The sequence below is a fragment of the Thalassotalea atypica genome (assembly GCF_030295975.1).
In the GTDB taxonomy this organism is placed as follows: domain Bacteria; phylum Pseudomonadota; class Gammaproteobacteria; order Enterobacterales; family Alteromonadaceae; genus Thalassotalea_F; species Thalassotalea_F atypica.
Map to the genome: position 1 here is coordinate 2044150 of NZ_AP027364.1, position 18759 is coordinate 2062908.

Annotated in this window: 16 protein-coding genes; 7 read left to right on the plus strand and 9 right to left on the minus strand. The window is 40.6% G+C overall.

The genetic code is table 11. The features are described from left to right. The first annotated feature begins 37 nt into the window (after positions 1–37). From QUE03_RS09470 to QUE03_RS09500, 7 genes are all read left to right on the plus strand, one after another. Entirely contained in the window at positions 38–1426 is a 1389-nt protein-coding gene (locus QUE03_RS09470) for an ATP-binding protein (protein WP_286267445.1), read from the plus strand. Between the two features lie 65 nt (positions 1427–1491). Next, positions 1492–3636, plus strand: a complete 2145-nt coding sequence (locus QUE03_RS09475; protein ID WP_286267447.1) for a hypothetical protein — start codon at positions 1492–1494, stop codon at positions 3634–3636. A gap of 90 nt (positions 3637–3726) precedes the next feature. Beyond that, a complete protein-coding gene (locus QUE03_RS09480; protein ID WP_286267449.1) occupies positions 3727–4371 on the plus strand; it encodes an eCIS core domain-containing protein in 645 nt (214 codons plus the stop codon). Between the two features lie 88 nt (positions 4372–4459). Next, positions 4460–5812, plus strand: a complete 1353-nt coding sequence (locus tag QUE03_RS09485) for a pentapeptide repeat-containing protein (protein ID WP_286267451.1) — start codon at positions 4460–4462, stop codon at positions 5810–5812. Positions 5813–5823: 11 nt separating this feature from the next. Beyond that, the gene (locus tag QUE03_RS09490; RefSeq protein ID WP_286267452.1) at positions 5824–6612 is read left to right on the plus strand and encodes a hypothetical protein; all 789 of its coding nucleotides are present in this window, start codon (positions 5824–5826) and stop codon (positions 6610–6612) included. A gap of 122 nt (positions 6613–6734) precedes the next feature. Next, positions 6735–7832: a ligand-gated ion channel gene (locus QUE03_RS09495; RefSeq protein ID WP_286267454.1), complete on the plus strand. Its 1098-nt coding sequence runs from the start codon at positions 6735–6737 to the stop codon at positions 7830–7832. A 121-nt stretch (positions 7833–7953) separates the two neighbouring features. After that, complete coding sequence (locus QUE03_RS09500) at positions 7954–8319, plus strand: DUF2750 domain-containing protein (RefSeq protein ID WP_286267457.1); 366 nt, start codon at positions 7954–7956, stop codon at positions 8317–8319. Positions 8320–8393: 74 nt separating this feature from the next. Here QUE03_RS09500 and QUE03_RS09505 read toward each other — a convergent pair whose 3' ends face one another. The 9 genes from QUE03_RS09505 to QUE03_RS09545 all read right to left on the minus strand — a co-directional run bounded on the left by QUE03_RS09505 (position 8394) and on the right by QUE03_RS09545 (position 18755). Beyond that, positions 8394–9392, minus strand: a complete 999-nt coding sequence (locus tag QUE03_RS09505; RefSeq protein WP_286267459.1) for an NADP-dependent oxidoreductase — start codon at positions 9390–9392, stop codon at positions 8394–8396. A 66-nt stretch (positions 9393–9458) separates the two neighbouring features. Further along, complete coding sequence (locus tag QUE03_RS09510) at positions 9459–10517, minus strand: patatin-like phospholipase family protein (RefSeq protein WP_286267461.1); 1059 nt, start codon at positions 10515–10517, stop codon at positions 9459–9461. 44 nt (positions 10518–10561) lie between these two features. Then, positions 10562–12229, minus strand: coding sequence for an AMP-binding protein (locus QUE03_RS09515; protein WP_286267463.1), 1668 nt, complete (start codon positions 12227–12229; stop codon positions 10562–10564). 127 nt (positions 12230–12356) lie between these two features. Beyond that, positions 12357–13538 carry an acetyl-CoA C-acyltransferase gene (locus QUE03_RS09520; protein WP_286267465.1) on the minus strand — a complete coding sequence of 394 codons (1182 nt, stop codon included), beginning with the start codon at positions 13536–13538 and terminating at the stop codon, positions 12357–12359. A 15-nt stretch (positions 13539–13553) separates the two neighbouring features. Beyond that, positions 13554–14471, minus strand: coding sequence for an SDR family NAD(P)-dependent oxidoreductase (locus QUE03_RS09525; RefSeq protein ID WP_286267467.1), 918 nt, complete (start codon positions 14469–14471; stop codon positions 13554–13556). Positions 14472–14520: 49 nt separating this feature from the next. Then, positions 14521–14982 carry a MaoC family dehydratase gene (locus QUE03_RS09530; protein WP_286267469.1) on the minus strand — a complete coding sequence of 154 codons (462 nt, stop codon included), beginning with the start codon at positions 14980–14982 and terminating at the stop codon, positions 14521–14523. A gap of 52 nt (positions 14983–15034) precedes the next feature. Further along, on the minus strand, positions 15035–16840 hold the full coding sequence (locus tag QUE03_RS09535) for an acyl-CoA dehydrogenase (protein WP_286267471.1): 1806 nt from the start codon (positions 16838–16840) through the stop codon (positions 15035–15037). A gap of 58 nt (positions 16841–16898) precedes the next feature. Then, on the minus strand, positions 16899–17660 hold the full coding sequence (locus QUE03_RS09540) for an SDR family NAD(P)-dependent oxidoreductase (protein WP_286267474.1): 762 nt from the start codon (positions 17658–17660) through the stop codon (positions 16899–16901). Between the two features lie 27 nt (positions 17661–17687). Beyond that, positions 17688–18755, minus strand: coding sequence for a phosphotransferase family protein (locus QUE03_RS09545; RefSeq protein WP_286267476.1), 1068 nt, complete (start codon positions 18753–18755; stop codon positions 17688–17690). Between the last annotated feature and the right edge of the window lie 4 nt (positions 18756–18759).

Sequence of the window (18759 nt, forward strand, 5' to 3'; positions counted from 1 at the left end):
ATGATTTCTTCTTGTGGTGGTTCAAAAGGAGTTATCTATGATAAACGCCCAGCAATTGTATATCGCATTAAACAAAAGTGATGATCTCAAAGCGCTCAATGCAGAAGTGATGGAATTTGAAGTGCAATGGTTTCAAACAGTTTTGACACAACGCCTAACTCATTATTTCGAATTAGATCAGGAATTTGATGTTTCAACCATTGTCCCTCCAAATATTAATGAACATAGCTCGGCGTATGCGCAATTTATATGTCAAAACAACTTAAATTACTGCCAACGATTAGCTATTTTATTGGCGTTAATGCCTCATGTTAAGCCGGGTGTTCTGGATACATTTTTTATTAAGAATACTAACCTTGAAAGAAATTATACCGAGTTTGGAGGACTTCAAGGAAAAGCGCATACAGGCTTCTTACCAACAGTTGAAACATTAATTTTTATTTTGTCAGGGAACAACATGAATGAACGCTTTACAGCATTACACTTGTTTGATGACGAAAGCACTTTAATAAAGAACAAAGTGGTGGAAATAAACCGTGAGCACAAGGATGAGCCATTTTTATCAAGTGGTCTTAGAATTGGTGTCGACTATCTCAATCTATTTACTACTGGTGTAGTACACAAACCTGATTTTAGTATGTCGTTTCCAGCCAAGAGGATCTCAACTCCGTTAGCATGGGAAGAACTTGTCTTAAATCATAATGTGCTTGACGAAATTGAACAAATCACGAGTTGGGTTAATTTTCAAAATACCATTATGGGCGAGTGGGAATTATCAAAGAATATCAAGCCGGGCTATCGCGCTGCACTATACGGTCCCCCAGGTACCGGGAAGTCACTGACTGCAACATTGATAGGCAAGAAAACAGGAATGGATGTTTATCGAATTGATCTATCTGCTATTGTTTCTAAATATATTGGCGAGACGGAAAAGAACCTAGCAAATGTCTTTGACCAGGCTGAAAATAAAAACTGGATACTGTTTTTTGATGAGGCTGATGCTTTGTTTGGAAAACGCACTGGAGAATCTTCATCGAATGACCGTCATGCTAACCAAGAAATCGCTTATTTATTGCAGCGAACTGAGAGTTTTCCAGGGGTCATCATCTTAGCGACAAACTTAAAATGTAATATGGATGACGCATTTGTCAGACGGTTTCAGTCAGTCATCTATTTTCCAATGCCAGACGAAACACTTAGAGCAAAATTATGGCGAAATATTATCGGAGACAGGTGCCGCCTTGCCGATGATGTTGATATACATGCCCTTGCGGAGCACTACGAATTATCTGGAGGCTCTATTATCAATGTTGTCAGACACGCAGCCATCAATGTGCTACGCAATAAAAAGGAACTGTTTCATCAACAGGATTTTATTCAAGGCATTAGAAAGGAAATGCTTAAAGAAGGGAAGGTGATATCGTGAGCACCGTATTATCAGTTCGAAAAATTAGCTGCTTCAATATGAGAACCTTTTATATATGTTTCATATTGAGTTGTATTTCAACTCTTACAATTGCTAATGATGTCAAAAGCAGTAGCGCTGAGTTGTCTTGTGAGCAGGCGTTGGACGAAAATCATCAGTTAACTAAATTACAAAATATGTTAATTCAAGTGGGGCTGTACCATGTCAATATGGAGTTCAAAGACGATGTGCAACAATACAAACAGGACGCAAAACTACTCTCAGACAGTGTCGTCGGAAAGGTAACTCGCCAATGGCTCAGTAGTTTTTGTTCGTCGTTAATTGAATATCAGAAAGCCAACGTGATCGCTACATTATTTATTTATTCGGCCATTAAAAAAGTTGAGCCAGATTGTAAAGCCGTCAGTAACATTTCAATGTTAAATCAGTGGTTTAACAAACAAACACAAGGGATAGAAAAAGAGTGGGTCCAAGGGTTGCTGCGCCAATGCAGCCTTGATTCAGCAGAAACATTGATAGGGCAGAAGTCATATAAACCAAACTACTACATGTTAACGGCGGAAGACATGAAAACTATCTCCAAAAAAGATGAATCGAATAAAGCGCCAAACAATTTAACTATGGAAGTTGAATTTCCACAGAAAATATTGGATACCCTGAAACTAGTACAAGATAAACCATTTCCAACTTATCGACTATTTGCCAAAACATTACATTCTATTTTAAAGGAAGATTTAACATCGCCACAATTCGCGGGTGTAGAATCTCTGGCTAACAAAGGTATAGAGATTAATAATACGGTTTTGGGCAGTGCTGATTGTGGTTGTGTAAAAAATATTGAAGATAATAAAGTAACTTACAACATATATCCTGGTTGGTTGTATTCTGCAGCTGATAAAGAACACGTAGCACCAATGTCGAAGGATAAAGAAAAAGCAAAGACAGACAAATTAAAGAAAATTGATTACAGCACTATTTCCCGGATAGGTTATCAAGGGCTAAGCCTTAGTGAAAATGGCAAATTTAATCACGAAACAGCTTTAAAGTATTGGTATAAGGCCAGTGAAAAATTTATTAAGCAAGCTAACCAGCACTACAGTAAAAAGGATATTATCGTAGAATTAGAAAACTGGAAATCGTGGGATAAATTAACTATTAAGGAAGCGCTTACCAGTTTTAAATACAATATCTTAAACCCTGAACACTATGCTGCCAGCTCCAAATCCATGCCAATAGATGGTGTTACTTTATATTTTCCTGACTATTCTTCAGAGTTTAATCTTCAATTATCAGAAATCGCTGATGAATTTATTAGCTTAAAGAAGGATCACGCTGAATTTCATGTCAACGTTTTGCTAGATATAGCAATTTGCGGGGCCAATATCGATTGCTCTACCGCGAAATTGAACACACCACTAGTTGACTTGAAAACGTGTGAAATTGCCATTGGTGGAAAAATTAAGAAGCAAGAAGAAAGTAGCCGATGCGCTGTGGTTAAATCGGAGGGCGCCACGATAGAAGAGCAAGAGGCCGCTAAACACAAAGTCGATATGGAAACATTAAATTACGTATTGATTTATTTACCAGAGAAAACAACCGAAACCAAAAAGCACTTACGAAGAGTAATAGAAAACACCTTTAAAGGAGAAGGTCGTAGTAAAATGTTAAATAAAATCATCCCTATCATAGTGCCTTACGACTTATCTCAAGAACAGAGTTTCGAACAAGTTGAAGATGATATCGTCTATGCGAAACATAATTTTGGCGGCATTGGTTTTTGGCCACTTCCACTTGAGGGAGAGCCTTCGTTCAAAAAACTACAGGGTATTATCAACACGCACCTTTTTAACAATGCCGAACAAAAATACATAGAGAAACTTGTTAGTAAAGTACTGCCTATAGAAATGTGTGATTTCATCTGCACTCAGCGGGGGTACTTCAGAACCGTATTAGGGACGCTTGTGTTTTTTCTAGTCGTTTCTGCTTTCGCCAAAAGCTCATCATGTTATGTCTGCAAAATTATTGAACAATACCAACGTACGTATTTATCTTCATGGATTGCTACTTTAGTTTTGGTACTTGCGATGCTTGGTTGTGATCGATTTTTTCAAGAACATGCAGACAAAGCAATGTCTGGGGTGGTTGTCACAATTGTGTTTTATTTTATTGGCAACTACATTATTAATATCAAAAAAAAGCAGTTGCCGTGATTGTACTAATAGCGGCAGCTATGTGGATTAAAATATAGGTAGAACAGTTGTCAGGTGTTAATCAACATGCTGTGTTAATCGAATGGATAAATGATGAAAACATACAGTGAACAATCTCGACAAGTTGCCAGTAAAGTAAAGGCCAATTCAAATAGCTATAGTCAAAATAACAAAAGCGGCAGTCACTTTTTTACGGATAAAAGGGCTACTACCGCTATTCAGAGGCAATTAAAGTCTGCAGCCAATGCTACAACTTTAGTACAAAAACATGCCTTAGAAGATGAAGAATTTGATGAAAGTAAATTGCACCAGAGGAAATTGAAATCAGTACAGCAACAGCTTAGTTATTTACAGTCAGATTGTTCAAAAACAACACCACCTATGCAAAAAACATCCAACAAAACGGGTTTACCCGACAACCTGAAATTAGGGATGGAAAACCTATCGGGCATGTCATTGGATCACGTTAAAGTTCACTACAACTCAGCTAAACCGGCAGCCGTTCAGGCTCATGCATATGCACAAGGTAGTGAAATTCACCTAGGGAGTGGTCAAGAAAAACACTTGCCCCATGAATTAGGACATGTTGTACAACAAGCTCAAGGTAGGGTACAAGCGACGACAAATGTCGATGGGGTAGCGGTAAATGACAATCCTTCGCTTGAAAATGAGGCGACAGAGCTTGGGAATAAAGCATTACAGCGAGCGACAAACAAAAAACACTTAATTGAGTAATAAAAAGAGAAATCAAATGGACTTTAGTTTGTCAAAGCGCTCCTCGTTTGTTTTGTTCATATTATTGACGGTGTTTAACGGAATAGCCGTGGATTATGCAATTGCAGAAGACAGTCATGCTATTGAGCGGCTTGCGAATCTAAGTCAACTTAATGCTGACAAATTAGCGTTAAATTATCAAAGTATTGGTGCTGTAATAGCGGACGATTATAGTGTTCTAAGGGACGAAATAAGCAACTATCAAAAATATCATTTTGATGGATCTTTCTCGGCTGTACTTGCAGATTTCAGCCAATCAATCAATTTCTCGTTAGTACAATTCCATAAGGATGCTTTATTTAAAAGTACTAAATTTCGACATGACGTTAAGTTCGAATGGGCCAAGTTCAAAGGAGAAGCTAACTTTTCTCATAGCCGTTTTTACGGTGAAGTTGGCTTCTATCAATCCGGTTTTGAAGGTCATTCCGTTTCATTTTATGGTAGCCAATTTTCTGGAGAAACAGACTTTAGTGGCTCGGTATTTGACGGTGCATTCGATTTTTCGAATATAACGGCTTATCAATCGATTACATACTACAACAGCCAATTTAATAAGGAGGCCACTTTTTATAATAGTCGGTTTAATCAGCAAGTCGATCTAAGTCATAGTACTTTCAGAGGCGATGTGAGTTTTTCTCGTGCAATATTTATACGCTATTTGAATTTAGAAGGCGTTAAATTTATGGGGAGAATTAACTTTTACGGTGCTCGACTACCTGAAAAATTAAACCTTACTGGCCTTCATGAACTTGAGCATATTTTAGATTTAACAGTAGCCAAACCTCCTGCATACGGAGAACAGACAGCAATCAATTTGCTGGGTGCAAACATCAACAAAATTAAAATTAACTACCAAGATTTCAAATTATATTTCCCAAGTAACACAACCGCAAAGAATCGTTCTGACGTATATGCCGCTTTATTGAATGACTTTGAGCAAAGGGGAATGTATGAAGATTATCGAAAACTTTCAATAGAGCAGCAACGCTATGATTTTAAAATAAATAATCAGTGGTTAAGAGACAAGATTGAGCATTATTGGTGGGATTACGGTTTTGATAGAGGACGTATTTTTGTTTGGATTGCTATTTTCATACTATTGTATACCGCAATTAATAATTTTTTTGTCATTTGGTTGATGGAAAATGCCTTTGCTGTGACCTTTTTACTACCCCTTATTAAAAGAATGCCTGCGCACAAAAACATATTAATACGCTACGTGATGAGCTTCCCTTTGTGCCTTATATACACCATCGTTATTTTCTTTGCCGGTATTCTTGGAATTAAATACGAATTTACGCATTTTAGAAGTGATCATGTACTTGTTAACGTATACATCTTTTTCACCATGGCTACAGGATTGATATGTGCCATGTTCATACTCAACTATTTAATCAAGTGATCGGATTGAATATGTCTCAACATAAAGAACTACAGCTGAACTTACCCGATATTACTTGGCTATGGATCAGTTTATTTATTTTATCTATTACATTATGTATTTCACTTTGGCTTTTTTCTAACGATATAACTTCAGAAAGGCAGGCGCTAGCACATCAGGTGGAATACACTAATTTAAGCAATGATCTTTCTAACGCGTCAGACTACCTAACCACCGAAGTGCGGGCATTTGTAATGAATGGGGCAAGTAAACATCTTCAAAATTATTGGGTTGAAATAGATAAGACTCGAACGAGAGAAAAAGTACTGGACCGACTGGAATATTTAGGTGCACCTAGTAAGGAATTAGCTTTATTGGAACAAGCCAAAAGAAACTCTGACAATTTAGTGTTAACAGAAATACGAAGTATGAAATTGATACTTTTGGTGATTGGTGTTCCAGAACAAATGATGCCAAATGCAGTTCGTGAGTTTCGTCTAACCGTTGATGACTATGCATTATCTGATGGTGAAAAGGTAAAAAAAGCCCGCGAGATTATGTTTGATGAACAATATTATCAAACGAAGTTACAGATCATGAACCCTATAAGTACCTTTATTGAGACCATGCAAAATAGAGTCAGTAGAAATGCTCAAGATGTTAGGTATAGAACCGATTGGATGCTAACACTAATCATGGTTTTATCATCATTAATACTTTTCTTATTAATTTCTGTTGTTTGGATTCAGTTATTTATGGCCAAGAATGCTGAAGAAAACATTGCAGCAAAGGTAAATTTGAATAGTGACTTAAACGAATGAACGTGAATATTTACCAAGCAAATACAACGAGTCGTTGCGCAAACGTCGTACTGTCGCGACATAGGGGCTAATTGATGTCATTGCCGATCACTTTAATAACTTACAATAGAGGTTGAGAAAACATGTTAGCGAGTAACGGAAGACTTATAACCATTGTATGGATAATCTTTTTAACAATATTTTATTTAACTTCGGGTTACATTGCGACCACCCGAATTTATGATGACAAAGTAGAATCTGAGCAAAGGCAGAAACAGCGAATTGACCCAAAAATGACTGAAAATGGGAAAACCCAAGTAAATGCACAGGCGTTGTTACAACAGGCTAACGACGATTATGATGAAGTTATTGTAGGTATTTATGCGGATCGTATTATCGATCTCTCAGCTAAACTAACCGGGTGGAGTGTTGATTTTTACATCTGGTTTAACTGGGATAATGAAGCGTTAAATCCTGGAGAAACATTCCAAATAGTTGACGGCGAAATTAAGTCAAAAGTACGCCTTAAAAACATGAGTCATGATGGCCAATATTATGCGTTGTACCGAGTAAAAGCGCGAATTACTAAATTTTTTAATGTGGTTAGTTACCCACTCGATCATCATATGTTGTCTATCCATATTGAAGATAAAAAGCATCCATGGCATATGCTTCGTTATGTTCCTGATCAACGTGCAACGACTTATAGTTCACGAATAAAAGTACCGGGTTACAAACTAACCAACGTTGATATTATCTCCAAACCTCATGCGTACAAGACAAATCGTGGTAACCCAGCCCTACCTGATAATTATCAAGCCGTTTATTCACAAATCACCTACGGAATAAATATCGAACGCCCTGATTGGGGGCTTTATTTTAAAATGTTCCAAGGGTTATTTGCCTCTGTTGCGATTGCCTTATTGGCTTTCATTCTAGGTTCTTCCGCAAAAGAGCGGTTTAGTTTAGGTGTAGGTGCATTTTTTGCCTCTGTCGGTAGCAGCTACATGAACATGAATCACTTACCTGGTGTTGGTATTGTTACCCTTATTGATATGGCTAATGGCTTGACGATGGGGACGATATTTTTAACATTGCTAGGCTCTGCCTTATCTTCAGGTATAGCGAGCAACGAGAACCAGCAAAGCATAGCAAAACTTTTTAACCGCGTTAGCTTAATTTTCTTTATCGGGGGCTTCGTCTCTGTACATCTGTTGATGGCACTTATCGCCGCGAGTTAATCGGTTTAAGGCCCTCAATTAGTAGTGATGTTATAAATAAGGCCACTTATTTGAGTAGCATTTAAACCTTAACCTAAACTATGCGGTATAATCTCACCATTAAATATTAATGAGAAATCGCATGACACAAGAAAGTAAAAATGTACTAACGCAGTTTTTAGACGCTGTGAAGGAATCACAGGAAATCTGGGCGCTGCAAGAAAAAGATGGTGAGGACTGGGTGGTATTGGACTCAATCAACTTTGAAAACGCTGAAGCTATGCCATTATGGTCAAGTAGCGACTTAGCAATGGTGCACTGTGTTGAAGAGTGGGCTGATTATGTTCCAAATAAAATTTCATTGTCCGACTGGTTTGAGTTTTGGGTCGAAGACTTAAATGAAGATGACATCATTATTGGTGTTAATTGGGCGGGTGATGAAACTTGTTTAGAAGTTGAATTGGCCGACTTTACTCAAGCGCTAGCGGAGATCGAATCGTTTAAATAAATAGCTCTATTTTGTTCGCAATTTTTGTAACAGTACCATGACGAAAGTGATAACTCTCGCCATGGTGTCTATTTTTATAACTTAACAATCAACTTGCCTTTATTTTCACCAGTAAAAAATAAGTTTAAGCCTGTCATTGCAGATTCAAGTCCATTAAGCACATGCGTGCGATGTTTTATTTTTCCTTGCATCACATAAGGTGTCAATTTGGCCAATAACGCTGGCACTTCACCAAAATGATCTGGCATCGCAAAACCTTGAACGGTTAAACGTTTTTTAATCATTGGGATCCAGTTAGGGCCGGGCGTTGGTACGGGTTTAGGATAATCTGCAATCATGCCACATACGGCGATTCGTCCATGAGTATTCATGCGCTCAAAAACGTGTTGTTGAATAGGGCCGCCCGTATTTTCAAAATAGATATCGATACCGTTTGGTGTTAGCTCAGCGAGCTTTTGTTCGAGGTTATCGGTTTTGTAATTAATGGCACCATCGAAACCAAGTTCATTTACAATCCAATTAGCTTTCTCATCGGTGCCAACAACACCAACAACCGTTAAACCGTCAGCTTTTGCTAATTGGCCCACAATTGAGCCAACAGAGCCCGCAGCGCCCGAAACGACTATTGTCTCGCCAGCTTTTGGTTTCCCAATGCTATACAAGCCCTGAGTTGCGGTCAGGCCGGGCAGGGCAAACACTGATAAAATAGCTTCATCGGGTAATGGGGCTTCAACTTTATTTAAACCTTGTCCATCGGATAGGATCAACTCTTGCCAGCCCAATAAACCCATAACGCGATCGCCAACGTTAAAGCCTTCATGATTACTCTCTATGATTTCACCGATACCTGAGCTACGCATCACCTCACCTAATGCTACAGGTGGAATATAACTTTCAGTATCAGGGCTCATCCAACCGAACATCGCTGGATCGAGCGACATATGTGTTTGCTTTACCAAAAACTGACCAGCACCTACAGTTGGTCGTTCTTTTTGTACTACTTCAAACCAATGTGGTCCAACGGGGCCGCCATCAGGACGGGCGACTAAATTAATAGCTGTAAATGTACTCATGTATTGTTCCTGTTAACTTTGCTTTTATTTGAACGTTTTAAATAACTAATCTAGGTTTGTGCCGTGTTAATCTGTTAACAATGAAATGGGCTTTATCATTTCAATTGATTGATTATCTACAAAAGTACGAAATGCCTCGCCAAGTCGTTCACTCGCCTCTAGCACTTGATACCAATAGTTAATACGTGCTTGTGACGACATTTTGGTAAAGTCTGTTCTATCGGGTATTTTATTGTGCGGTAGTGAATTAATAAATTGCTGAGTAGGGCAAATAAGTACGGTATTTTTGTAATGCTGTGCTCGTACCTTTCGTGATGAACTTTTGTCAAACCAACCGGCTTTAATTGTTGAACTAAAGTGGGGATATAACGTTAATCCGTCATTGTTGATATCGAAATCAAAATGATAATCAATAATTCCACCATCTCTGTACATACCCGAAGGGCAGCCGCTTATATCTGGAATGCCTTCCATCACCATAGGGATAGAGCCTGACGCCATCAGCGCATCTTTGATGTTGGCTTCGGTTAAATGAATAATTGTAGTTGGAATGTTATCTGGATCTTGAATGTCTAAAGTCGAGCTTTTGGGTTGAAAAATAAAGCGCTCATATTGAGCTTTAAGCAATGGACGACTAATCTTATTTCTAAGGTAACTCCCTGTAAGCCCCAATAATTGCAGTGCTTTTCGCTCAGATGCAACCAGCCCATTAGACTTTGCAACGATAAAGTGAGCCCTAAAGATGGGGTTGTTAATGATTTCAGTTGTACCATTATCACCATAAACATAGTCGAGCAGCTCTCGGCCTTTTTGAGTGATTTCAGCAGGTTTAGCATCATCTGAATAGACCGTGTCCGCGTAGCGATAAGCTAGACGCTTTATAGCGGCAACCGGATCGTTTTGTGCAAAACAGGCAGCCCTAAAAGCACCCGCACTAGATCCTATTATATTCAGTGGTTGTTGACGTCCTTTGAAAAACTCTCCAAAAACGTACTGGTCTAGCCCAAAAAGTGTAAACCATTTTGGCCCGCCGCTAGCGCCCAAAAATGAATTAAACATACTGGCAGAGAATCCATTTTCTAAGATTGTTTTGTGCGCGTTTTCACCCGCATAAATTTCTATCATGTGTTCTTTATACTTCGTTTTTTGAGTGGAAAAATCAACCTGCATTACGCAGGTTGAGGTCGTAGTTCTTTACGTAAAATCTTGCCTACATTGGTTTTCGGCATTTCATCGATAAACTCGACTTGCTTAGGCACCTTATAGTTGGTCAAGTATTTGTGGCAATGCTCGATAACCGCATTTTCATCAATTTCGGGGTCAGTTTTAACGATATAGACTTTCACGAGCTCGCCAGTCGCCTCACAAGGAATGCCTATAGCGGCTGCCTCTAGTATTCCTTCGTGCATTACGATGACTTCTTCAATTTCATTGGGGTATACATTAAAGCCTGAGACAATGATCATGTCTTTTTTACGATCAACGATAGTAAAATGTCCGTCAGTGTCTACCGTTGCAATATCGCCAGTTTTTAACCAGCCATCTTCTAACACTTCGGCAGTTGCATCAGGTCTATTGTAGTAGCCTTGCATTACTTGTGGGCCTTTAACCCACATTTCACCAGGCTCACCAAATTCAGCGTCTTTGCCTTCATCGGTGACTAAACGAATGTCTGTAGATGCAGCAGGGATACCAATCGTGCCGTTATATTCTTCTTGGTTATAGGGACTCATGCTGACCATTGGCGCACATTCTGTTAAGCCATACCCTTCGAGTAGTCTAGTTCCTGTCACTTTTTGCCACATTTCTGCAACGGGGCGTTGTACCGACATACCGCCGCCTAACGCAACTTTTAATTGGCTAAAATCGAGCTTATCGAAACCTTCAGTATGCAGTAAGCCATTAAATAACGTATTCACACCGGTAATGGCGGTAAATGGGTATTTAGCCAACTCTTTGACAAAGCCCGGCATGTCTCTAGGGTTGGTGATCAGTAAATTTTTGCCTCCGTAACAAAGGAAGGATAGGCAGTTCGCGTTGAGTGCAAAGATATGATAAAGCGGCAATGCTGTAACCATAAACTCATTGTCGTTATCAAAAACAGGTCCTGTCATCGCGTTAGATTGTTCAATGTTAGCAATCATGTTGCGATGGGTGAGCATTACGCCTTTCGATGCGCCCGTAGTACCGCCCGTATATTGTAAAAAGGCTAAGTCTTCACTATTGACAGTAACAGGTGTTAAAGAAAGGTTTTTGCCTTTTTTTAATACAGCGTTAAATTTTAATGCGTTAGGCAGGCTAAAGCTTGGCACCATTTTTTTGATGTATTTAACCGCGCTGTTCACCATGATGCCTTTTAAGCCACCCAAGCGATCCCCTAGACCTGTCAATATGACGTGTTTTACGTTTGTGCTATCAATGACTTGTTCTAACGTTGACGCAAAATTTTCAATAATTAAAATACCTTTAGCGTCAGAATCTTTAAGTTGATGTTGAAGTTCTCTGGAGGTATAGAGCGGATTAACGTTTACCACGGTTAAGCCTGCCAATAATGCGCCAAATAACGCAACAGGGTATTGCAAGGTATTAGGCAGCATAATGGCAAACTTATCACCTTTTTCGAAGCCTAACGTTTGTTGCAGGTAAGCGGCAAAATTTGTTGCTTGCTCGGCAAGCTCACTATAGGTGATTTCCGCGCCCATATTGATATAAGCAGTGTTCTCACGGTGCATCGATGTGTACTTTGTGAACATCTCTGGGATAGACTGATATTTATCGGGATTTATTTCAAAGGGAACACCGGGTGGATAACTTTTTTCAAGCCAAAACTTTTCCATTCTTCCTTCCTTCTAATCGCATTCGTGTAATAATTATTTATTCTATTTTTATAAGTTTTTATGTTTTATCAGTGATTTTATACAACTTATTGCTCATTTTAACCACAGATAAGACCAGTATTACATGCTAAAGCACTTCAAACAATCCCGCCGCTCCTTGACCACCGCCTATACACATACTGATAACCACATATTTAACGCCACGTCTTTTTCCTTCGATAAGCGCATGCATTACCATACGAGCACCGCTCATGCCGTAGGGGTGGCCAATGGAGATAGCACCGCCATTTACGTTTAGCTTATTTTCATTAATGCCGAGTGTTTTTGCGCAGTAGTCCACTTGAACCGCAAACGCTTCATTGATCTCCCAAAGACCAATGTCATCGATGGTTAAGGTATGGCGTTTTAGAAGTTTCGGGATAGCATAAATTGGACCTATGCCCATTTCGTCGGGGTCACAACCTGCAACGGCCAAACCAACATATTTGCCAAGTGGAGCCAAACCTCGCTGCTCAGCAAGGTCTTTTTCCATTAATACTACCGCAGCAGCACCATCAGATAGTTGCGATGCGTTACCACCCGTAATTGTGCCATTGTTGTTTACTGCGTTTAATGAGGATAAACCTGCTAACGTGGTATTTGAGCGATTACCTTCGTCTTGCGATAATGTGACTTCTACTTTAGATGTTTCCCCCGTGGCCTTATCAAATGCTACTTTCGTACAGGTTACCGGCACAATTTCGTCATTAAACTTACCAGCAGACTGCGCAGCCGCAGTACGTAGTTGTGACCTTAGCGCATATTCATCCTGTGTTTCGCGTGACACGTTATAGCGCTCAGCAACGATTTCAGCGGTGTCTAACATTGGCATATAAACAGCAGGTGTTAAGGCTTTAACTTGTGCATCAACGGCCTTGAACATATTCATTTTGTCTGTTTGCGCTAATGATATAGATTCACAGCCACCAGCGACGATAACTGACGAACCATCAACAATAATTTGCTGTGCACCTGCGGCAATCGCCATTAACCCTGAAGAGCATTGTCTATCGATTGTCATACCAGCCACTGATGTGGGTAATCCAGCAGCCATTGCAGCTTGGCGACCAAAGTTCATTCCTTGAGTCCCTTGTTGAATTGCAGCGCCTATTATGCAATCGTCAACTTCATCACCTGAAATGCCTGAGCGCTGAACAGCCGCTTTTATCGCATGTGCGGCTAATGAAGGTGAGGTCAAGTTGTTAAATGCACCTTTATATGCTTTGCCAATGGGTGTTCTTGCTGCTGAAACTATTACTGCTTCTCTCACGACTATAGTCCTTTTCTAGTTTTTGCTTGCTAGGTAAGCCATGGCTTTGCCTACAAATTTTTCGCCTTGCTCAACGCCTGATTGTGGTGCTTTTTGATGTTCAATATTTGAAATTTCTGACAAAGCAGCTCGAACACTTTCTGGGGTTTGTTGGCGGGCAGGAATAAAAGTGCCGTCGGTCTCAAACATCGAAGCACTGGCATAGCCGCCAGCACCAGCGGCTAAAATCATTCGATTTGGCGCGTCGTCATCACATAGGGTTAGCGCGCCTGCCGTCACTGACTCAGGGGAAAGTAATTTAACTAAATCTTCTGGCATCAAATCTTCTGTCATGCGAGTGCCTGCTGTTGGGGCAAGGGCATTGATACGAATATTATTTTTAGCACCTTCTAGTACTAAGGTGTTCATTAGTCCGAGCACGGCCATTTTTGCCGCGCCGTAATTTGATTGTCCGAAGTTTCCGTACATACCGCTTGAAGAGGTAGTCATGACAATGCGGCCATAATTTTGCTCGCGCATGATGTCCCATACTGCCTTAGTACAATTAACGCTGCCCATTAGGTGAACATCAACCACCAATTGAAACTCTTCAAGGGACATTTTGGTAAATGATTTATCGCGTAAAATACCGGCATTGTTGATCAGAATGTCTACCCGTCCCCATTTCTCCATGGCTTGCTGAACCATGTCTTGTACTTCATCAAAATTAGCTACGTTAGCACCATGGCTAATGGCGTCGCCACCGGCCTGCTTTATTAATGCTACGACTTCTTCAGAGGCGGCCGAAGATTGTCCCGTACCGTCTCTTGCACCGCCTAGATCATTAACTACAACTTTTGCTCCTCGAGCGGCTAACTCTAATGCGTGTGAACGGCCCAAACCATTCCCTGCGCCTGTAACTATAGCGACTTTTCCTTTGAAACTAATTGTCATTTTGATCGGTTCCTATCTTTTGTGTTTTTATGTAGATGCAGGGAATTGGCTATTTCACCATTTGAATTGAAATCCACTCTGCAATGAGGGCCGGGGTATCTACACCTTCTATTTCAATGCTTACTTCTGTTTTTAATCGATATTGGCCAGGTTTCTTTTCTTCAATTTCTAACGTTTTAGCATGTGAGCGAATGCGACTATTAACAGTGACGGGTTGCAAAAAACGGATTTTGTCAAAACCGGAGTTAATACCCATGTAAAAGCCATCAATAATGACAGTGTTTTGCTCAGCAAAATGTGAAAGCATTGATAACGTAAGAAAACCATGTGCAATGGTAGAGCCAAACGGTGTTTGTTTAGCTTTCTCAGGATCAATGTGAATAAATTGGTGATCTCGCGTGCAATCGGCAAATTGATCTATTTGCTCTTGCGTTACTTGGTGCCATTGTGTTGGCTCCGCTTGGAAACCGATGTAGTCGTTTATATCGCTTTTGTTGATCATGGTCGGCATGTTGACTCCTAGAATTAGTTTCGTTGTATCGCTTGCTATTATTGTTAGATGGTTAAAACCATGCGTCCTGCATGTCGTGAGTTGTGCTGTCTAACTCACTAAGTATTTTTGACCAATGCTCTACCTTAGGCAGTTCAAACTTGAAGAAATACTTCATAGCTTGCAATTTACCTTGGTAAAAATGTTGCTCATTTTCGTGTTGTGCTTTCGAAAGGGCCGTTTTGGCTATCATGGCTTGTTTTAACCAAATCCATGCGATAGTGACATGACCAAAAAACTCTAAATACTTCACAGAGTTGGCTAAAACAAGGTCGATGTTTTTTTCGCCCATTGCGGTTAATAGCGTATTGGTGGTGTGTTTTAATGTTGAAACTGCGCTCTTAAGCTGCTCAGCATACGGAGTTAGTTCATCATATTTGCTGGCGAGGGCAATGGTTTTGTTTACTTCAGTCAAAGTAGCAATGTAACCCTTTAGATTATTCATCGGTACTTTGCGAGCAAGCAGATCTAATGACTGAATACAAGTCGTCCCTTCGTGTATCGGGTTTAATCGGTTATCGCGATAAAACATTTCGACTGGATGTTCGTTAATATAACCGTGACCGCCAAGTACTTGTATCGCCAAGTCATTGGCTTTAGGCCCGTACTCTGATGGCCATGTTTTAATGATTGGTGTTAAAAAGTCCAATAACAAATGTGCCTGCTCTCGTTCTTCTTTTGTAGGCGCGGTGTGTTCGTCATCTGATAGCTGACTACCATATAAAACCAAGGCCAAAGCACCTTCTGTGTAAGACTTTTGTGCAAGTAACATACGCTTTACGTCCGCATGTTCGATGATGTTAACCATCGGAGATAGAGGATCTTTACATGATGGCAGGCGTCCTTGTGGACGGTTTCTGGCATAATCTAGTGAGTAGTTGTAACCTGCAAGACCAAAAACTGCGCCACTGGTACCCACCATGACGCGTGCTTCGTTCATCATATGGAACATGTATTTAAGGCCGTGGTTTTCTTCACCGACTAAATAGCCGACAGAGCCTTCTTGCTCGCCAAAACTAAGTGCAGTCGATGTTTGCGCACGACCACCCATTTTGTGGAATAAACCAGACAGGGCGACTTCGTTGTCTTTGCCTAAGCTACCGTCATCATTAACTAGATATTTAGGTACAACAAATAAAGAGATCCCTTTAATTCCTTTTGGTGCACCTTTCACGCGAGCAAGCACTAAATGTACGATGTTCTCATTTAAAGTATGATCGCCACCGGAAATGAATATTTTTGATCCTGAAATACGATAATTACCGTCATCAGTTTTAACTGCACTGGTTGATAAATCAGCCAAGCCTGAGCCTGCGCCTGGCTCGGTCATAGCCATAGTGCCTGCAAAACGTCCGTCTCGCATCGGACGAACCCATTTCTCGATTAGTTCATTGCTACCATGTGCTTGCAACAAATTGGCGTTTGCATTGGTTAGTGCGGTATAGCCCATGCTGTTGCCACCCGCGATGGAAAGATACGCTCCTGCAACACTTGCAACGATAGGGGGTAATTGCATGCCACTAAATTCATAGTCAGCGGTAGCAGAAGCTAAGCCTGATTCAATGACTGCGTCGATTGCCGGTTTTAATTCTGGGATCAAGCTAATCTCTTTGCCATCAAATGTTGGTTGGTGAATATCAAGTTTTTGTCTGATAGGTAGAAAGTGCTTTTCGGCGATCACTTTGGCTGTGTTTATCACCTCATTGAAGGTATGACGATCATGATCTTGATAACGTTCACGCTTATTTAGCGACTCCGTATCAAAAAATTCATACAGCATAAAATCCAAGTCGCGTTCGTTAAGCATGGGGGCAGTCATAGTATTTTCTTGTTCCGATTTTATTTTAGCGTTAAGTGATTGGCGTAAAGGGGGGCAATTACATTGCCGAAACGCCACCACATACTGCGATACATTGGCCTGTCATATAAGTATTTGCAGGTGAAAGCATAAGTAGTATCGTTGCAACAACTTCTTTTGGCTCTGCTAATCTCTTCATCGGCGCGCGACGTGCAAAGGTACTTTGCAAGTCATCGTCTGCCATATCGGTAACCATATTGGTTAAGGTAAAAAATGGGCAAATAGCGTTTATTCTGATATTGCTTGCGGCATATTCAACAGCACCAGTTTTTGTTAGCCCAACAACAGCATGTTTTGCGGCAGAATAGGATGCAACCATCGGCGCGCCACCTAAACCTGCCATTGAACTGACATTTAATATGGCGCCGCTGTCTTGTTTTAGCATTTGTTCGATTTGAAAGCGCATGCCAAATTGAACACCTTTAACATTAACGCCAAATTGCCTATCCATGGTTGCTTCATCGGTTAAATGAAGTGGCGACATAGCGGGTGCTATACCTGCATTATTCACGGCAATATCCACTCGACCAAACACTTCGACGGCCTTATCGACCATGGCCTTACAGTCCTCTGATTTTGAAACGTCACAGCCCATTGCAACGACTTCAGCACCATTGGCGTTAATATCTTCGCCCACTTTCATCACTGCATCTTCTTTAACATCACTAATCACAAGGCGTGCACCACGCTGTGCAAATTCTTGTGCTAACAATTTGCCAAAGCCTTGAGCTGCGCCAGTAATCAAAACTACTTTGGATTGAAAATCTAACAAGCTGTCCATGAATTATTCCTTTCGTCTATAAATTATTTATTTGTTATTTTGTGCTTTGTGTTCTTTAATGACACCCAAGGCCATTTGTGCCAATGGCTCTACAAATGCGCCAATTTTACTGGCATTGTCATTTGAAGCATTGCCTTGGCTCGCGCGTTTAGCTACGCCTTGAACTATGGCTGCAAGGCGGAAAAAACTGAACGCTAGATAAAAGTGCCAGTTGTCTATGCGATCAATACCCATTCGTTGACAGTATTTATCAACATACTCTTGTTCTGAAGGAATCCCTAACGCCGCGCGGTCGATACCAAGTAACCCATCAGCAGCACCTAAACCTTGAGGCATACGCAGTTGCATACACTGATAGGCCAAATCAGAGTAGGGATGTCCTAATGTTGATAGCTCCCAATCAAGCACTGCGATTATTTCTGCACTGCCTTTGGCAAACATGATGTTATCAAGGCGATAATCGCCATGGACTAAACAGAGTTTACCGTCATCTTCTGGCGTATTTACGTTTAGCCATTCGCTTAATTGGTCGACGGCTTCAATTTTATGGGTTTCAGATGCACGATACTGCGTAGTCCATCTCGCAAGCTGTCGTTCAAAGTAATTACCCGACTTGCCGTATTCTGTTAGGTTCGCTTTAGATAAATCAACACTGTGAATGGCGACTAGTGTCTTGTTCATCGCATCGTACATATCGCTGCGCTGCTCATTTGTCGTGATTTTTTCTAAAGCTGCATCCCAGAATATATTGCCATCACAAAATTCCATGACGTAAAACATTGAACCTATAACATCAATGTCTTCACAAAGGTGAAATACTTTAGCTACCGGCACGTCAGTATTAGACAGGGCGTTGATAACCTGATACTCACGATCGACAGCGTGCGCTGATTTAAGTAACTTCCCTGGCGGTTGTTTACGTAGAACGTACACGCCAGAGTTCGCGATTAGCCTAAATGTAGGGTTTGATTGCCCGCCCGCAAACTTCTCCAACGTGATTGGGCCTTCAAAGCCATCAATATTCGCCGTAAGGTATTGCGTTAGCTTTTCGATATCAATTTGTTTTGTTGTACTATCGACACTCTGTTGTGACATGCTT